Origin of the sequence: Nocardiopsis sp. CNT312 (genome assembly GCF_000515115.1) — a bacterium.
Taxonomy (GTDB): domain Bacteria; phylum Actinomycetota; class Actinomycetes; order Streptosporangiales; family Streptosporangiaceae; genus Nocardiopsis.
The window spans coordinates 1-16,429 of sequence record NZ_AZXF01000037.1 but is presented as its reverse complement, the minus strand read 5'-3'; the positions used below and the strand labels follow the sequence as shown (position 1 = coordinate 16,429).

Below are 16,429 nucleotides of genomic sequence, written 5' to 3'. Positions count from 1 at the left end.
TCCAGGGTTCGTGCCGGCGTGCGTGCGCGGGTCCACCGGTGCATGCTGGGGGCATGGCCGACTACGACGTGGCGATCATCGGCGGGGGAGCCGCTGGGCTCACCCTGACCCACCTTCTGGGCGGGGTCAACGACCGTGGCGGCCGACCGCTGCGCGTCGCACTCCTGGAGCCGCCGCCCGGCCCCCAAACGCCACCCGCGCGCACCTGGTGCTTCTGGGAGCCCGACGGCGGTCCGTGGGACGGCCTGCTCGCCGCCCGGTGGGAGCACCTGTCGGTCATCGGCCCGGACGGGACCGTCCACTCCTCTCCGGCGGCGCCCTACGTGTACAAGATGCTCAGGTCCGGGGACGTGGCCGCCCACGTGCGTGCCCTGGCCGGGACGCACGTGGACCCCCTGCCGCTGCTGGTCACCGGTATCGAGGACGGTGCGGAACGGGCCGTGGTCGAGGCGGGCGGTCCCGGAGGGGAGCGGGAGCGTCTGACCGCGTCGTGGGTGTTCGACTCGCGGCCGCCGAGTCCGCCGCCGCGGGGGCGTACCCACCTGCTCCAGCACTTCCGCGGCTGGTTCGTGCGCACGGCCTCCGACGCGTTCGATCCCCGAGCCGCGGTGCTGATGGACCTGCGTCCCCCGCAGCCCCCGGCCGGGGTGGCCTTCGGCTACGTGCTGCCGCTGTCGCGGCGCGAGGCGCTGGTGGAGTACACCGAGTTCGGCCCCGCCGTGCTCACGGTGGCCGAGTACGAGCGGGCCCTGGCGGACTACTGCGCTCTGCTGGGGCTGCCGGAAGTGGAGGTGACCGCGACCGAGCAGGGGGTCATCCCGATGACGGACGCGCCCTTCCGGCCCAGGGTGGGGCGGCGCGTGTTCCGGGTGGGCACGGCGGGCGGGGCGACCCGGCCCTCGACCGGGTACACGTTCAGCGGGGTGGGGCGGCAGGCTGCGGCGGTGGCGCGGGCGCTGGAGGAGGGCCGGGTGCCCGTGCCGCCGGTGCCGCACCGGCGGCGCCATCTGGCGATGGACGCGGTCATGCTGCGCGCCCTGGACACGGGCCGGATCCGGGGCGCGGAGTTCTTCGCGGGGCTGTTCGCGTCCCACCCCTTCGGCGACGTGCTGGCCTTCCTCGACGGCGGCTCCGGCCTGGGTCGGGAACTGGCGATGGGGCTGTCCACCCCGGTGGGCGCGATGTCGCTGACCTCGCTGGACCAGGTGTGGTACGCGTTGCGGGGGCGCCGTCGGCGCTGAGCCGGGGGCGGGTGCGCGACGGTGTCCGACTGCGGTAGAGTCGTGCCGAAAAGAAGCTTGAAAAACAAGAGGCTTACTTTCCGAGTAGTCTTTTCAGGAGGGGGATCGGGACGTGGACGAGAGCGATCGCCGACCGGGGCGCGGCTCGCGCTGGTGGATCGGCGCGGCGCTGCTGGTCGCCCTGGTGTGGCTGGCCGGGGCCGGACCGCTGGGCGCTTTCCTGGGCAAGCTGGGCGAGGTGCAGACCAACGACCCCGGCGCGTTCCTGCCCGTGGGCGCCGAGTCCACCGAGGTCGGCGAGATCGCCGAGGGGTTCGACCGCGAGGACGCCGTGCCGGCCGTCGTGGTCTACTCCCGCGACGAGGGCACCGACGGTCCGGAGATCACCGGGGACGAACTCGCCGGTATCGGTGCCGCCGCCGAGTCCGTCGCCGGCGAGCCCTGGGTCTCCGGAGAGGTCGCCGGACCCTTCCCCGGCACCGAGGACCCCTCGGTCGCCCAATTCGTCGTCCCCATCGGGGCCGGGGCGGACACCGGCGACGCGGTTGAGGACCTGCGCGCGCTTCTGGCAGACGAGCCCGTCGACGGCCTGCGGGCCCAGGTCACCGGGCCGGCCGGGTACGCCGCCGACCTCGCGGCGGCCTTCGGCGGCATCGACTCCACCCTGCTGCTCGTGGCCGTCGCCGCCGTCCTGGTCATCCTCGTGGCCGTCTACCGCTCGCCCCTGCTGCCGGTCCTGGTCATCCTGGCCTGCCTGCTCGCCCTGGGCCTGTCCGGCGCCCTGGTCTACCTGGCCGCCGACACCGGACTGGTCAGCCTCAACGGCCAGAGCCAGGGCATCCTGTTCATCCTGGTCGTGGGTGCCTGCACCGACTACGCCCTGCTGCTGGTGGCGCGCTACCGGGAGGAGCTGGCCGCCCGCGACCGCGTCCCCGACGCGGTCCTGGCCGCCGTACGCGGGGTGACCGGCCCGGTCCTGGCCTCCGGCGGAACCGTCATCCTCGGCCTGCTCTGCCTGCTCGCCGCCGACCTGGCCTCCACCCGCAGCCTGGGCCCCGTGGTCGCCATCGGCGTCGTCGCCGCACTGCTGTCAGCGATGACCTTCCTGCCCGCCGTGCTCGCCCTGTCCGGGAGGGCCGCGTTCTGGCCCCTGGCGCCGCACGGCTCCCGCGAGGCCGGGGGAAGCCTCGACGAGGTCGTGGAGCGCCACCCGTTCTGGGGCCGCCTGGCCACCGCCGTGGCCCGCAGACAGCGCCTGGCCTGGATCGCCACCACCGCGGCCCTGGTCGCCGCCGCGGCCTTCGCCCCGCAGTTCGACGCCGGGGGCACCGGACAGGCCGAGGTGTTCCGCACCGAGGTCGAGGCGGTCGAGGCCCAGGAGGTCCTCGAACGCGGGTTCGGCACCGAGGCGTCGGCCGCCCCCGCCCTCGTGGTTGCCGACGCCGACCACCTGGACGAGGTCGTGCGCACCGCCGAGGCACTCGACCAGGTGAGCGAGGCCGCACCGGTCACCGAACCCGGTCCGCCCGGCGCCGACACGCCACCCCTGGAGGAGGACGGCCGCGTGCTCGTCGAGGCGGTCCTCACCGTCGGCCCCGAGTCGCCCGAGGCGCTTGGCGCCGTGCGGGACCTGCGCGAGGGACTGCGCTCGGTGGAGGGGGCGAACGCCCTGGTCGGCGGCGTGAGCGCCACCGACCTGGACACCCTGGAGACCGCGCAGCGCGACTTCACCGTGGTGGTGCCGCTGGTGCTGGCGGTGGTCTTCCTCGTCCTCATCCCGCTGCTGCGCTCCCTCGTGGCACCGCTGCTGCTCATGGCGGTCAACGTCCTGTCCTTCGCCGCCGCGCTCGGTGTGGGCACGCTGGTGTTCGACCACCTGCTCGGCCTGCCCGGCGCGGACCCGGTGGTACCGCTGTTCGCGTTCGTGTTCCTGGTGGCGCTGGGCATCGACTACAGCATCTTCCTCATGTCCCGGGCCCGGGAGGAGACCCTGGAACACGGGCACCGCGAGGGCGTCCTGCGCGCCCTGACCGTGACCGGCGGAGTGATCACCTCCGCCGGGGTGGTCCTGGCGGTGACCTTCGCCGCCCTGGCGGTGATCCCGCTGCTGTTCCTGCTCCAGTTGGCGTTCCTCGTGGCCTTCGGCGTGCTCGTGGACGCGCTCCTGGTGCGGACCGTGCTGGTGCCCGCACTGTCGCTGGAGATCGGACCGGCCGTGTGGTGGCCCGGCCGCGCCCGCCGTGCGGCCCCCGCCCGGGGCGCAGCGGAGGCACCGTCGCCGGAGGTGGCGACCGGCTCCGACGCCTCGGAGAGCGACGCCGCCCGGTAGCGCGGAGCCGGCGGTGCGGCGGCCGACCAGGGGAGCCGCCGCGCCACCCCCTTCAGCGGCCCCTCGGACCCGTCCGGGGGGCCGCCGCGCGCGGGACCAGCACACGGAACGCCTCGTCGAGCGAGGAGAGGTGGCCGTCACGCAGCCGCATCGCCTCCGGCAGGCCGCCCCAGCCGGGACCGGCGGTGAGCAGGCGCGTGGTCAGCGTGGAGTCGGAGACCGCGCGTACCGTCGCCAGCAGGGCCAACTCGGCACCCGGCGCCGCGCCTTGGGACCACACGACCACCGCCCGGGGCGCGGAGCGGCGCGCCGCGGCGGTGACCGCCTCCACCGGCGTGCACGGACCGAGCATCCGGTGGGGCTCCCCGGCCTCCCGCAGCGCGGCGGCCAGCGCCTCCATCGGCAGGCTGTGCGTCTCGTGCGGACCGCAGGCCAGCAGCACCGGACGCCCCCCGCCCCCGGGCGTCGGCCCCTGGACCCGGCGCAGTACCGACGACACGCACCACGACAGCAGGTGCTCCACCTCCACGTACTGTTTGGACGCCTCCCACTTGCGTCCCATCCCGTACAGCAGCGGCATCGCCAGCTCCTCCCACGCGGCCACGACACCCCGTTCGGTGAAGACGTCTTCGAGGAGCTCCTCCACCAGCTCCGCGTCCAGGCGCATCGCGGCGTGGTTCACACTGCGGAGGGTCGGGGCGTTTTGGTGGGAGGCGGGTGCTCCGTCACCGGTCCCCCCGGGGGCGGGGGGCGTGGATCCGGGCAGGGCTGCCGGCTCGTCCTCCGCCAGTACCCGCTGCGCCGCGTCGGCGGGGGGCACCCCCTCGCCGACGAGCCTGCACAGTTCGCGCAGACGGTCCATGTCCTCGGGTGTGTAGCGGCGGTGCCCGCCCGGACTGCGCCCGTGCGGTCCCACACCGTAGCGCCGGTCCCAGCTGCGCAGGGTCGAGGGGGCGACGCCGAGCAGGCGGGCCGCCGCCCCGGGGGAGAGAGTGCCGCTCATGATCCCCTCCAAAACGTCGCACAAGCGACGCGACTTGTGGTGCCGAGCGTGTGCGACCGACTCTATCTGGGGAAACACCGAAAGGAACGGCATGATGGACGCACACACCAAGCACAGCGCGAGCCGGCACTTCGACATCGTCCACCGGACGGGATCGCTGCTGATCGGACTCGCGTTCATCGGATTCGGCGTGGTGGGACTGATCGTCGGGATTCCGCTGGTCGGAGAACAGGGAGAGGTGATCGTGGGGATGTCCACCGACGGCGTGATCGGCTTCATCGCGGTGGTGATCGGGTCGTTCCTGGTCGGGGCCGCCGCGGTCGGGGGCAGGTTCTCCTCCACCGTCTGCACGACCACGGGCCTGCTGTTCGCGGTGGGCGGGCTGGCCAACCTCTACCTCATGAGCCTCAGCCCCAACATCCTCGCCTTCTCGGCGCCCGGTGCCGTCCTCGGCGTCGTCGGCTTCGCGATGATGGCCTTCGGCGTCTACGGCAGGGGCAGTCTTCTCACGGACGACCCCCACCGGATCGCCCGTGAGTGGCGCCGACGGTACGACGTGGCCCACGGCCAGCCGACACGGATGGCGGTCTGAGGCCGTGCGTGTACTGGTCACCGGGGCGACCGGCTACGTCGGAGGACGGCTCGTCCCCCGGCTTCTGGAGGCCGGGCACCACGTGCGTTGCCTGGCGCGCACCCCGGAGAAACTGCGCGACCACCCCTGGCGCGGCCGCGTGGAGGTCGTCAAGGGCGACGTCTCCGACGGCTCCGGGCTGGACGAGGCGCTCACCGGTGTGGACACCGCCTACTACCTGGTGCACGCCATGGCCGGCGGACGCGGGTTCGCCGCCCAGGACGCCGAGGGCGCCCGTACCTTCGCACGCGCCGCCGAGCGGGCCGACGCCGGCCGGATCGTCTACCTCGGCGGGCTCGCCCCGCAGGGCGAGGCGCTCTCGGCGCACATGGCCTCCCGGACCGAGGTGGGCGACATCTTCCTCGCCTCCCCTGTGCCCGCAGTCGTCCTGCGCGCGGCGGTCATCATCGGTTCGGGCTCGGCCTCCTTCGAGATGCTGCGCCACCTCACCGAGCGCCTGCCCGCCATGACCACGCCCCGGTGGGTGCGCAGCCGCGTCCAGCCCATCGCCGTGCGCGACGTGCTCAGGCTCCTGGTGGAGTCGGCGGACCTGCCGCCGGACGTCGACCGCACCTTCGACGTGGGCGGTCCGGAGGTGCTCACCTACGCCGAGATGATCCAGCGGTTCGCCGCGGTGGCCGGGATCAGCCGCAGGCTCATCATCCCGGTACCGGTCCTGTCCCCGGGCCTGTCCAGCCTCTGGGTGGGGCTGATCACGCCGGTCCCGCCCTCGATTGCCCGCCCCCTCGTGGAGTCGCTGCGCCACGACTCGGTGATGCGTGAGGACGACCTGTCCGACCTGCTCGGCGACCACGAGCGGCTCCGCTTCGACGAGGCGGTGAAGCTGGCGCTGCGCCGTGTGAACGAGGCGAACGTGGACACCCGGTGGTCGTCGGCGGCCTGGCCGAGCGCGCCGTCGGACCCCTTGCCCACCGATCCCGACTGGGCCGGTGGCAGCCTCTACACCGACGAGTGCACGAGGACCGTGGACGCCCCGCCCGAACGGTTGTGGAGCGTCATCGAGGGCATCGGCGGCGAACGGGGCTGGTACTCGTGGCCGCTGGCCTGGGCCGCGCGCGGCTGGATCGACATCGCTGTGGGCGGGGTCGGGCTGCGCCGGGGCCGCCGCGACCCGGTCCATCTGCGTGTGGGCGACTCGCTCGACTTCTGGCGTGTGGAGGAGATCGAACCGGGGAGGTTGCTGCGGCTGCGCGCGGAGATGCGACTGCCCGGCCTGGCGTGGCTGGAGATGTCGGTGGAGCGCGAGGACGGGCGCACCGTGTACCGCCAGCGCGCCCTGTTCCGGCCGCGCGGCCTGGCCGGGCACCTCTACTGGAAGGCGGTGACGCTCTTCCACGGCCTGGTCTTCGGCGACATGGCCCGCAACATCGCCGCCCGCGCCTCCCGGGAGGCGCCGCCGACCGCGTAGGCTCGAACCGGACAGAGGGAGGCAGTCCGGTGCGCATCGACCTCAACTCCGACCTCGGCGAGGGGCACGGGCGATGGGAACTCGGCGACGACGAGGCGCTCCTGGCCATCGTGACCAGTGCCAACGTCGCCTGTGGGTTCCACGCCGGTGACCCGACCGTGCTGCGCCGCACCACCAGACGGGCCGCCGAGCGCGGTGTGGCCGTCGGCGCGCACGTGGGCTACCGCGACCTGACCGGGTTCGGGCGTCGCTTCATGGACGTGCCGCCCGCCGAACTCACCGACGAGGTCGTCTACCAGATCGGTGCCCTGGCCGCGTTCACCTCCCTGGCCGGGGAGCGCGTCCGCTACGTCAAACCCCACGGGGCGCTCTACAGCGCGATCGTGCACCACACCGCGCAGGCCGCCGCCGTGGTCGAGGCCGTCACCGCCTACGACCCCGGCCTGGCGGTGCTCGGGCTGCCCGGCTCGGAGTTCCTGCGCCTGGCAGAGGAGGCGGGACTGCGCACCCGACGCGAGGCCTTCGCCGACCGTGCCTACACCCCCGAGGGCACACTGGTCCCCCGTCGCGAACCCGGCGCGGTCCTGCACGACCCCGGCACGATCGCCGAACGCTGCCTGCGCATCGTCCGCGGCGAACCGGTCGAGGCGGCCGACGGTACGGAGATCGTCATCGAAGCCGACTCCCTGTGCGTCCACGGCGACAGCCCCGGCGCTGTGGAGACCGCCGCCGCTGTCGCTGAGAGGCTGCGGGCCGAGGGTGTGGCCCTGGAAGCGTTCACGGACTGACGGGGAGGGGGAGGGCATGCGCGTCCTGAGATGCGCCGACACCGGTCTCCTGGTGGAGGTCGCCGACACGGCCGAGGTGATCGCGCTGCGCGCGGCCCTGGCCGAGAACCCGCCGCCGGGTGTCGGAGACGCCGTCCCCGCCGCCCGCACCGTGCTGCTGCGCCTGGAACCCGGGGCCGACCCGGAGGAGGTCGCCGCCGCCGTCGCCGCCCTGCCCCTCACCGGGGGAAGCGGGGGCGCCGCCGACGCCGGAGCCGTGACGCTGCCGGTGCGCTACGACGGTGAGGACCTGGCCGACGTCGCGCGGCTGACGGGGCTCACGGCAGGGGAGGTCGTCCGGGCGCACACCGCGATCGTGTGGACCGTCGCCTTCTGCGGCTTCGCCCCCGGGTTCGGGTACCTGACCGGCGGAGACCCGAGGCTGTGCGTGCCCCGGCGCGGGGAGGCGCGCACCCGCGTGCCCGCCGGCTCGGTGGCGCTGGCCGGGGAGTTCTCGGGCGTGTACCCGCGCGCCTCGCCCGGAGGCTGGCAACTGATCGGACGTACGCGGGCGCGCGTGTGGGACCTGGACCGGGACCCGCCCGGACTCCTGCGCCCCGGTGCGCGCGTGCGCTTCACGGAGGAGCGGTGATCGCGCTGGAGGTCCTGGAGACCGGGCCGCTGACCACCGTGCAGGACACGGGCCGGTTCGGCTGCGCCGACCTGGGCGTGGGCCGGTCCGGTGCCGCTGACGCCCGCTCCCATGCCCTGGCCAACCGCCTCGTGGCCAATCCCGTCGGCGCCGCAGCGCTGGAGGCCACGGTGGGCGGGCTCGGGGTTCGGGCGCACGGTGCGGTCACCGTGGCCGTCACCGGGGCGTCCGTGCCCCTGGCGGTGGACGGCCGACCGGTGCCGCTGAACACCGTGCTGCGCCTGCCCGACGGCGCGGAGCTGTCCATGGGTGCGGCCCGGTGCGGGCTCCGCTCCTACCTGGCCGTACGCGGAGGCGTGGACGTGGCACCCGTCCTGGGCTCGCGCAGCACCGACGTCCTGGCCGGACTCGGCCCGGCGGTGCCCCGTCCCGGCGATCTGCTGCCGGTCGGCGCGCCGCCCGCGCGGTTCCCCGTGGCCGACCACGCCCCGGTCGCCCCTGTGGGCGGACCGCAAGCCCGCCTCAGGGCGGTCCCGGGGCCCCGCGAGGAGTGGTTTACCGCCGGGGCGCTGGACACCCTGTTCGGCGAGGTCTATGAGGTGACCGCCCGCACCGACCGGGTGGGGGCGCGCCTGTCGGGGCCGGTGCTCCGGCGGGCGCGCGGCGGAGAGCTGCCGAGTGAGGGGATGGTGGCGGGGGCCCTCCAGGTGCCGCCAGGCGGGGAACCCGTGCTCTTCCTCGCCGACCACCCCGTGACCGGCGGCTACCCGGTGATCGCGGTGGTGTGCTCGGCCGACCTGCCCGATGCCGCCCAGGCGGCCCCCGGCACCCGGGTGCGCTTCACGCCCCACCCGGGCCGGTGAGGGGAGTGCCCCGCCGTGTGATCGGAGTTCGTTCTCAGGCGAGGACGGGCGTCTTGGCCTTGAGGAGAGCCTCGGCCGGACGGCGGGATCAGTCTGCTCCCGAGTGCCCTGACCGGCGCTGCGCGGGTCCCCGACCGGCCAGCGCTCAGCGGCTGCGCAGGCCGAGCCGCTTCAGTTCCAGGGCGGCGAGTGCCCCGATGGTCTCTTGGTCCTCGGAACGCCAGGCCCCGGCCGGGTCCTCGTGCACGCCCGCCAGCTTGCGGGTCGGTGCCGAGGTCAGGGCGCGCAGTGCCAGCAGCCGGTCGCGCGCCGCCGGGTCCAGCTTCTTCGTCCGCCCCGCCGCGTTCGCCGCCCGGATCCAGCGGGCGCGCGCGGGCAGCCAGGTGGCGGCCAGCAGCAGCAGCGCCAGGGCGGCGACCAGCAGCGGAAGGGAGAACGCCAGTTCGGCCACCGACTCCTGGAAGGAGGTGCCCGCGTTGGTCAGCGAGGTGCCCGCCTCGCCCACCTGGGTGAAGGGAACGGCGATCTCGTCGCCCACCAGCGGGATCCCCTCCGCGTGCCCGGCGGCGGTGTCCATGTGCTCGCTGACGCCGGAACCCGCTTCGGCGAGCAGTTCGCCGGGCCGCTCCAGCGCGGTGATGGTCTCTCGCAGTGCCAGCGCCACCTTGACCCACAGGTAGATCCAGGCCAGGGCGATGAGGTCGGCGACGAGTTGGAGGAACGCGCGCAGGGGGCGCTGGGCGTACAGGACCACGGGGGACTCCTGGGGATGTTGTGGAGGTTGCCGCTTTCCCGTTACCCGCTTTCTGCAGGTTTCCCACCTTTTCCGGCCGATGTCGACCCAGGTCGGGCTCCCCCCGGTGCGCGGTGCGGGCAGGGCTGTCCGATTACGACAGAAAGGTTGCTTTTCGTGCTGTATGGTGCCCCTGTCTGCAATGTCCGCATTGGAGGTTCCGGCTTGTCCGTAGCGGTGTCCACCGACACGGCGAGGACCGTCGACGAGCGCTCCGGACCTCCGTGCCGCGCGGCGAGAGGGCGACCGGCATGAGTACGAACACCGAGGCCGTGTCCCGACCCCCCTCGCCCTTCTTCGCCCTCGTCGTCCTCATCCTGGCGGGGCTGCTGGGGTACATGGGTGTGTCCGGGCTCGACCAGGGGATCCGCGCCGCGCGCGGCGAGGGCACCCACGGTGTGTTCGTCCCGGCCCACCTGTCGTGCGTGCAGCATCCCGGGCATGAGTCCTGCTACTGTCTGGGCTCCTTCACCTCCGAGGACGGCGGCGGGTCCCGCGACACCGCACTGCACGCCGCAGACCAGGACACCTGTCTGATCGGGGCGTCGATCCCCGCCGTGGACGCGGGCGCGCCCGACCGCGTCTACGGACCGGACGGCTCCCGCGAGTGGATCCTCTCGGCCCTGATCACCGTCGCGGCGCTCTCCCTCCCGATCGGGCTGGGCGTGCTCTGGACCCATTTCCTCCTCACCCGGCGGCGGGGCGGCACCGGCTCCGCGACCGCCGACTGAGCGGGCACCGCCCGTCCAAGACGGTGCCCGGCACCCGGATCAGTCCCACGCCCCGCTGCCGCGGCGCTGCGGGCGTACTCGGACAGGTCCCCGGCGTGGAGCAGCGTGCTCTCGTCGCCCAGGACCCAGCCCGCGAGTGGGTCGGCGGGGCGACGGCGGGACGCGGTTCCTTTCGCGTCGTGGTCAGCCGCACTGACAGGCACTCATCCGGGAGCGGTTGCGGTGGTTGTTGGAGACCACAGTCAGGGCTCGCGCCCGAAACCGGTATCGGCCCAGGACCGACCCGTGTACCGGGGGAGGGGCGCTCCTTCGGTCCCTCGGCGCGCGTCGCGGCGCGGTCCTCACCGGGGGGCGGGCAGCGACACCTCGGCGAGCACGCCCCGGTGGTCGGTGCCCGCCACGTCCAGCACCCCGTAGGCGCCCACCCCCATCCCCTCCCGCACCAGCACGTGGTCGATGGCCACCCGGGGCAGGACGCCGTCGGCGGGCCAGGTACCCGTCAGACCCGCCCCGGCCACCCGCGCGGCGCTCACGTAGCCCGCGTCCAGGACCGCCCGCATCCGGGCGTGGTCGGGCGTGGCGTTGAAGTCCCCCGCCAGGACGCGCACCGCCCGCCCCGGCTCGGGGAGCTCCGCCAGGGCCGCCAGCCCCTCCTCCCAGTCGCGCACCGCGGACGAGGACACGGGCGGCACCGGGTGCACCGACACCACCTCCAGCCTGTGCCCGGACACCTCGGCCCGCGCGCGGGCCATGTGAAACGCCCCGATCTCCCGCCCCGGGTCGCCCAGATCGGTCAGCGGGAAGACCGAGTGCACGCTGCTGCCGTGCGCCCCCGTCCCCGAGTGGTCCACCGTGTGGGGCAGCACGTCTCCGATCCCGGCCGCCGCCAGCCCCTCCACCAGAGCGGGGGTGACCTCCTGGAGGGCGAGGACGTCCACGTCGTGCTCGCGTACCAGGGCGACCACGCCCCCGGGTTCGACGCCGCCCAGCAGTGTGTTGAGGGTCAGGATTCGCACCTGCGGGCCGCCCGCGCCGGTGATCCCGTAGGGGACCGTGCGCGGCACCACCGCCACCGCCAGCACGAGCACCGCCAGGGCCAGCACCGCCGCGCTCGCCCACCGGCGGAGCGCGGCCGCGACCGCCGCGACGGGCAGGGCGGCGACCAGCACGTAGGGCGTGTAGGCCAGCAGTGGCACGGCCGGGAACCCCCGCTCCAGACCGAAGGCCCGTACCAGGGCGAACACCGCGAAGGCGCCTGCGGCCACCGCGACAGCCCAGGTCAGAGGTGCACTCCTCTGCGGCCCGGCCCCCTTCGCGGACTCCGCCGCCACTGCCGACCGCTCCATGCCCCGCCCCTTTCGCTGCCCCGCTGCCGTCTCCCCCGGTCGGACGCCGGTGCGCACGGTGTGGTTCGCGGGGCGACCTCGTGCCGTGCCGCACCGCCGCAGGGGGAGGGACCGTCGCTAGTGTGGGCGGGTACGCCTCCGGGAGGACCAGTTCCGCCCGGCCACACCGCCACCGGCACACAGGGGAGCACCATGCCCGTATCCAGTAGGGAAGTCCACCTCGTCGCCCGACCCGTCGGAGAGCCGAAGCAGTCCGACTTCTCCCTGGTCGAGACCACCGTGGCCGACCCCGGACCCGACCAGATCCAGGTGCGCAACGACTGGATGTCCGTGGACCCGTACATGCGCGGCCGGATGAACGACGTCAAGTCCTACGTGCCGCCGTTCCGCCTCGGCGAGGTGATGCAGGGCGGCGCGGTCGGCACCGTCACCGCCTCGGGGGCGGAGACGGTCCCCGTCGGATCCACCGTCCTCCACCAGGCGGGCTGGCGTGAGTACGCCCTGCTCGACGCCCACGAGGCACAGATCGTCGACACCTCCAAGGTGCCCGCCGAGTCCTACCTGGGCGCTCTCGGCATGCCCGGCCTTACCGCCTACGTCGGCCTCACCCGAATCGCGCCGGTCAACGAGAATGACACCGTGTTCGTCTCCGGCGCGGCGGGCGCGGTCGGCAGCACCGCGGGCCAGATCGCGCGGCGTCTCGGCGCCACCCGGGTCGTCGGCTCGGCGGGAGGCCCGGAGAAGAAGCGCCGCCTGCTGGAGGACTTCGGCTTCGACGCCGCGATCGACTACAGGGAGGGCGACCTGGAGGGGCAGCTCGCCGAGGCCGCGCCCAAGGGGATCGACGTCTACTTCGACAACGTCGGCGGGGACCACCTGCGCGCCGCCATCGCCGCGATGCGCCCCTTCGGCCGGATCGCGATGTGCGGCGCCATCTCCGCCTACAACGCCACTGAGCCGGTGCCCGGCCCGGACAACCTCTTCCTCGCGATCGGCAAGCGCCTGAGCCTGCGCGGGTTCATCGTCGCCGACCACGGCGACATCTCCCGCGAGTACGTGCCGAGGGCCGCGTCCTGGGTGGCCAGCGGCGACCTGCACACCGAGCAGACCGTCGTCACCGGGATCGAGAACGCGGCCGGTGCCTTCCTCGACATGATGCGCGGTGCCAACACCGGAAAGATGCTGGTGCGCCTGGCACCCTGAGATACCGCCGGGCCCGCGCCCCCCGAGCGCGCGACCCGCGCGGGGCCCGGACACCCCCTCTTCCATTCGAACAGCCACAGAAGGGCACACTTTGCAGTACGTCACCCTCAACAACGGCCGCACGATGCCGCAGCTCGGGTTCGGCGTCTTCCAGATCTCCGACGAGGAGGCCCACGCGGTGGTCTCCACCGCGCTGGAGGCCGGCTACCGCTCTATCGACACCGCCAAGGTGTACGGCAACGAGGCAGGTGTGGGCCGGGCGGTCGCCGAATCCGGGATCGCGCGCGAGGACCTGTTCGTCACCACCAAGCTGTGGAACGCCGACCAGGGCTTCGACACCACGCTGAAGGCCTTCGAGGGCAGTCTGGACCGGCTTGGCCTGGACTACGTGGACCTGTACCTGATCCACTGGCCGACCCCCGAGCGGGACCTGTACGTCGAGACCTGGAAGGCCTTCGAGCGGATTCTGTCGCAGGGACGCGCCGCGTCCATCGGCGTTTCCAACTTCAACGCCGACCACCTCGACCGTCTCGCCGCCGAGTGCGAGACCGTCCCCGTCCTCAACCAGATCGAGGTGCACCCCTACCTCACCCAGGAGGCCATGCGCGCGGCCGACGCCGAGCGCGGTGTGCTGACCGAGGCGTGGAGCCCGCTGGGGCAGGGCAAGGGGCTGCTCGATGACCCGGTGCTGGCCGGGATCGGTGCCGAGCACGGCAAGAGCGCCGCCCAGGTGGTGCTGCGCTGGCACCTCCAGTCGGGCAACGTCGTCATCCCCAAGTCGGCGACCCCGGCGCGGATCCGCGAGAACATCGACGTCTTCGACTTCGAACTCGATGGCGAGCAGATGGCCGCGGTCTCCGCGCTGAACCGCGACTCCCGGGTCGGCCCCGACCCCGCCACCTTCAACGCGGCCTGAGCCGCGGCGGGGCTCCCGGGAGCGGGTCCCGCCCAGTGCACCGCCCCGGCAGGGAAACGCCGGGGCGGTTTCGCGTTTCCGGAAAAAACCAAATAGACGTTCCTCATATCGGAATGATCCGGTCCGCCCCCGCGCATCCTCCGAGGAAAACCCGTCTATGCGCCGTAGTCTGCTGTGACCAGGGACCAAGATGCCGCTTCAGGCCCGGGAAAGTGCGACAGAAAGCGCGGGGAATGATCGACAAACTGACCAAAAGAATGGGTTTCCGGACGGATCCGGTCATCTTTACTGTTTCCGTCGTCCTGGTCATCGTCTTCGTGGCGAGCGCGATCCTCTTCACCGAGGCCGTCGACACCGGTTTCGGGGCCGTGTCCACCTGGATCATGGACAAGCTCGGCTGGCTCTACATCCTCGGCGTGACCACGTTCCTCGGCTTCCTCATCTGGATCGCGCTCAGCCGCTATGGCAGTGTCCGGCTGGGACCGCCGAACAGCGAACCCGAATACGGCGGCCTGGTCTGGTTCTGCATGCTCTTCGCCGCCGGGATCGGCAGCATCCTCATGTTCTGGGGCGTGGCCGAACCCATCAGCCACTTCGCGGATCCGCCGAAGCAGGACGTGCCCCCCGAGTCCGCGGCGGCGGCCGAGGAGGCCATGGCCTTCACCCTCTACCACTTCGGCCTGCACACCTGGACGATCTTCTGCCTGCCAGCGCTCGCCTTCGGCTACTTCGTGTACCGCAAGGGGCTGCCCTTCCGCGTCAGTTCGGTCTTCCACCCCTTCCTCGGCGACGGCATCCACGGGCCCATCGGCCGCGCCGTCGACATCGTCGCCGTCCTGGGCACGCTGTTCGGCGTGTCGGTGACCATCGGCCTGGGCACCATGCAGATCAACAGCGGCCTCAACGAACTGTTCGGCGTCCCCGAGACCCGCCTCACCCAGTTGATCCTCATCACCGTCGTCACGGCCGTCGCCGTGACCTCCGTGGCCACCGGCCTGGACATCGGTATCAAGTGGCTGTCCTCGATCAACATCATCATGGCCGTGTCGCTGCTGGTCTTCGTGTTCGTGACCGGCTCCACGGTCTACCTGGCCCGCGGCATCATCGAGACCACCGGCATCTACCTGGACTCGCTCGTCTCCCTGGCGTTCTGGAACGACACCTTCGGCGACACCGGCTGGCAGGGGTCGTGGACGGTCTTCTACTGGGCGTGGACCATCACCTGGTCGCCGTTCGTGGGCATCTTCATCGCCCGCATCTCCCGGGGCCGCACCATCCGCGAGTTCGTCATCGGTGCCCTGGCCGTCCCCACGGGGTTCAGCATCATCTGGTTCAGCGTGTTCGGCCTGTCCTCCTTCGACATCGAGTGGAACCAGGGCGGCGGGCTCGTCGAACGGGTCGTCGTCGATGAGGACGTGCCGGGGGCCCTGTTCGCGTTCCTCACCCACTACCCGCTGACGACACTGGTGTCGGCGGTGTCGATCCTCATCGTCGTCATCTTCTTCACCACCTCCTCCGACTCCGCGTCGCTGGTGGTGGACATGCTCTGCTCCGGCTCGCCCGCCAGCCCCACCCGCCAGCGCGTCTTCTGGGGTGTCACGGAGGGTGTGGTCGCCGCGACCGTCCTCACCGCGTCGGGTGTCGGCGGCCTGGACGCGCTGCAGCAGACGATCATCGTGTTCGGGCTGCCGTTCTTCGTGATCGCGTTCATCATGATGGCCGGGCTGGTGCGTTCCCTGAAGCAGGAGGCCGCCGCCGGCGTGATCAAGATCCGCGACGTGCAGTGACCGCCGGGGTCGGCCGGTGCGCACCGGGCAGGGTCCCGCCCGGGGTCAGGCCCGTTCGGTGGCCGGTTGCCGGGTGGAGACGTCGAGGACGGTGTCGCAGGCCTCGCGCACGGCGCTGTTGTGGGTGGCGATGACCACCGAACACCCTTCGGCGGCCATGGCGCGCAGGGTGTCGACCACCATCTGGCCGTTGCCCTCGTCCAGGGCGCCGGTGGGCTCGTCGGCCAGCACCAGGGACGGTTGCTTGACCAGCAGGCGGGCCAGGGCCACCCGCTGCTGTTCGCCGCCCGAGAGGTGGTGCACCCGCTCACGGGAGCGGCCGGCCAGCCCCACCCGCTCCAGGGCCTCGGCCTGGGCGGGCCGGTCGCGGCGGGCCACGTCCAGGTTCTCGCGCACCGTGGCGTTCTCCATCAGCGCGTAGTTCTGGAAGAGGTAGCCCAGGTGGTCGCGGCGGAAGCGGCGCCGCCCGCCGGCCCGCAGGCGGGTGAGGTCGCGTCCGCCGTGGCTGATGCTGCCGCCGGTGGGGGCCTCCAGCAGGCCCAGGCAGTTGAGCAGGGTGGTCTTGCCCGCCCCGGAGGGGCCGGTCAGGGCGAGCATCCGCCCGGGGGGCAGGTCGAGGTCCAGGCCCCGCCACAGGGTGCGGGCGCCGAAGGACTTGGACAGGTCGCGGACGGTGATCACGGCAGATCCCTTTCAGGCCTGGGCGGCGCCCTCACGGACGATACGGCGGTGGAAGTG

Annotated in this window: 15 protein-coding genes; 11 read left to right on the top strand and 4 right to left on the bottom strand. The window is 72.9% G+C overall.

What is annotated here, in order from left to right:
• Positions 1-53 precede the first annotated feature (53 nt).
• Positions 54-1,241 carry a lycopene cyclase family protein gene (locus B042_RS23460; protein WP_036555294.1) on the top strand — a complete coding sequence of 396 codons (1,188 nt, stop codon included), beginning with the start codon at positions 54-56 and terminating at the stop codon, positions 1,239-1,241.
• Positions 1,242-1,353: 112 nt separating this feature from the next.
• The gene (locus tag B042_RS0115925) at positions 1,354-3,570 is read left to right on the top strand and encodes an MMPL family transporter (protein ID WP_028649156.1); all 2,217 of its coding nucleotides are present in this window, start codon (positions 1,354-1,356) and stop codon (positions 3,568-3,570) included.
• Positions 3,571-3,622: 52 nt separating this feature from the next.
• On the opposite strand, the gene B042_RS23455 is transcribed toward B042_RS0115925, so the two are convergent.
• Positions 3,623-4,573, bottom strand: coding sequence for a MerR family transcriptional regulator (locus B042_RS23455; protein ID WP_036555292.1), 951 nt, complete (start codon positions 4,571-4,573; stop codon positions 3,623-3,625).
• Between the two features lie 91 nt (positions 4,574-4,664).
• On the opposite strand from B042_RS23455, the gene B042_RS0115915 reads away from it, so the two are divergent.
• From B042_RS0115915 to B042_RS0115895, 5 genes are read left to right on the top strand one after another with little or no spacing between them, the layout of a single operon-like run.
• Complete coding sequence (locus B042_RS0115915) at positions 4,665-5,165, top strand: DUF4383 domain-containing protein (protein WP_231494117.1); 501 nt, start codon at positions 4,665-4,667, stop codon at positions 5,163-5,165.
• A gap of 4 nt (positions 5,166-5,169) precedes the next feature.
• Positions 5,170-6,633 carry an SDR family oxidoreductase gene (locus tag B042_RS0115910; RefSeq protein WP_028649154.1) on the top strand — a complete coding sequence of 488 codons (1,464 nt, stop codon included), beginning with the start codon at positions 5,170-5,172 and terminating at the stop codon, positions 6,631-6,633.
• A 29-nt stretch (positions 6,634-6,662) separates the two neighbouring features.
• Complete coding sequence (locus tag B042_RS0115905) at positions 6,663-7,421, top strand: LamB/YcsF family protein (protein WP_028649153.1); 759 nt, start codon at positions 6,663-6,665, stop codon at positions 7,419-7,421.
• Between the two features lie 16 nt (positions 7,422-7,437).
• Positions 7,438-8,052, top strand: coding sequence for an allophanate hydrolase subunit 1 (locus B042_RS0115900; protein WP_028649152.1), 615 nt, complete (start codon positions 7,438-7,440; stop codon positions 8,050-8,052).
• Positions 8,049-8,915, top strand: coding sequence for a biotin-dependent carboxyltransferase family protein (locus tag B042_RS0115895; RefSeq protein WP_036555290.1), 867 nt, complete (start codon positions 8,049-8,051; stop codon positions 8,913-8,915). The genes B042_RS0115900 and B042_RS0115895 overlap by 4 nt, the downstream gene beginning before the upstream one ends.
• A 145-nt stretch (positions 8,916-9,060) precedes the next feature.
• Here B042_RS0115895 and B042_RS0115890 read toward each other — a convergent pair whose 3' ends face one another.
• Complete coding sequence (locus B042_RS0115890) at positions 9,061-9,669, bottom strand: hypothetical protein (RefSeq protein ID WP_028649150.1); 609 nt, start codon at positions 9,667-9,669, stop codon at positions 9,061-9,063.
• Between the two features lie 290 nt (positions 9,670-9,959).
• On the opposite strand from B042_RS0115890, the gene B042_RS23450 reads away from it, so the two are divergent.
• Positions 9,960-10,439 carry a hypothetical protein gene (locus B042_RS23450; RefSeq protein ID WP_051415744.1) on the top strand — a complete coding sequence of 160 codons (480 nt, stop codon included), beginning with the start codon at positions 9,960-9,962 and terminating at the stop codon, positions 10,437-10,439.
• 341 nt (positions 10,440-10,780) lie between these two features.
• Here B042_RS23450 and B042_RS0115880 read toward each other — a convergent pair whose 3' ends face one another.
• Positions 10,781-11,785: an endonuclease/exonuclease/phosphatase family protein gene (locus tag B042_RS0115880; protein ID WP_081748821.1), complete on the bottom strand. Its 1,005-nt coding sequence runs from the start codon at positions 11,783-11,785 to the stop codon at positions 10,781-10,783.
• 192 nt (positions 11,786-11,977) lie between these two features.
• On the opposite strand from B042_RS0115880, the gene B042_RS0115875 reads away from it, so the two are divergent.
• From B042_RS0115875 to B042_RS23445, 3 genes are all read left to right on the top strand, one after another.
• Positions 11,978-12,988 carry an NADP-dependent oxidoreductase gene (locus B042_RS0115875; RefSeq protein ID WP_028649148.1) on the top strand — a complete coding sequence of 337 codons (1,011 nt, stop codon included), beginning with the start codon at positions 11,978-11,980 and terminating at the stop codon, positions 12,986-12,988.
• A 91-nt stretch (positions 12,989-13,079) separates the two neighbouring features.
• Entirely contained in the window at positions 13,080-13,904 is an 825-nt protein-coding gene (locus B042_RS0115870) for an aldo/keto reductase (protein WP_028649147.1), read from the top strand.
• Positions 13,905-14,137: 233 nt separating this feature from the next.
• Positions 14,138-15,691 (top strand): BCCT family transporter, encoded by a 1,554-nt coding sequence (locus tag B042_RS23445; protein WP_051415740.1) that lies wholly within the window; start codon positions 14,138-14,140, stop codon positions 15,689-15,691.
• A gap of 45 nt (positions 15,692-15,736) precedes the next feature.
• Here B042_RS23445 and B042_RS0115860 read toward each other — a convergent pair whose 3' ends face one another.
• Complete coding sequence (locus tag B042_RS0115860; protein ID WP_028647700.1) at positions 15,737-16,372, bottom strand: ABC transporter ATP-binding protein; 636 nt, start codon at positions 16,370-16,372, stop codon at positions 15,737-15,739.
• Positions 16,373-16,429 lie beyond the last annotated feature (57 nt).

Excerpts from the sequence above, each read along its gene's own strand:
- B042_RS23460 (WP_036555294.1), top strand. The coding sequence starts at position 54 with ATGGCCGACTACGACGTGGCGATCATCGGCGGGGGAGCCGCTGGGCTC.
- B042_RS23455 (WP_036555292.1), bottom strand. The coding sequence starts at position 4,573 with ATGAGCGGCACTCTCTCCCCCGGGGCGGCGGCCCGCCTGCTCGGCGTC.
- B042_RS0115915 (WP_231494117.1), top strand. The coding sequence starts at position 4,665 with ATGATGGACGCACACACCAAGCACAGCGCGAGCCGGCACTTCGACATC.
- B042_RS0115900 (WP_028649152.1), top strand. The coding sequence starts at position 7,438 with ATGCGCGTCCTGAGATGCGCCGACACCGGTCTCCTGGTGGAGGTCGCC.
- B042_RS23450 (WP_051415744.1), top strand. The coding sequence starts at position 9,960 with ATGAGTACGAACACCGAGGCCGTGTCCCGACCCCCCTCGCCCTTCTTC.
- B042_RS0115880 (WP_081748821.1), bottom strand. The coding sequence starts at position 11,785 with ATGGAGCGGTCGGCAGTGGCGGCGGAGTCCGCGAAGGGGGCCGGGCCG.
- B042_RS0115875 (WP_028649148.1), top strand. The coding sequence starts at position 11,978 with ATGCCCGTATCCAGTAGGGAAGTCCACCTCGTCGCCCGACCCGTCGGA.
- B042_RS23445 (WP_051415740.1), top strand. The coding sequence starts at position 14,138 with ATGATCGACAAACTGACCAAAAGAATGGGTTTCCGGACGGATCCGGTC.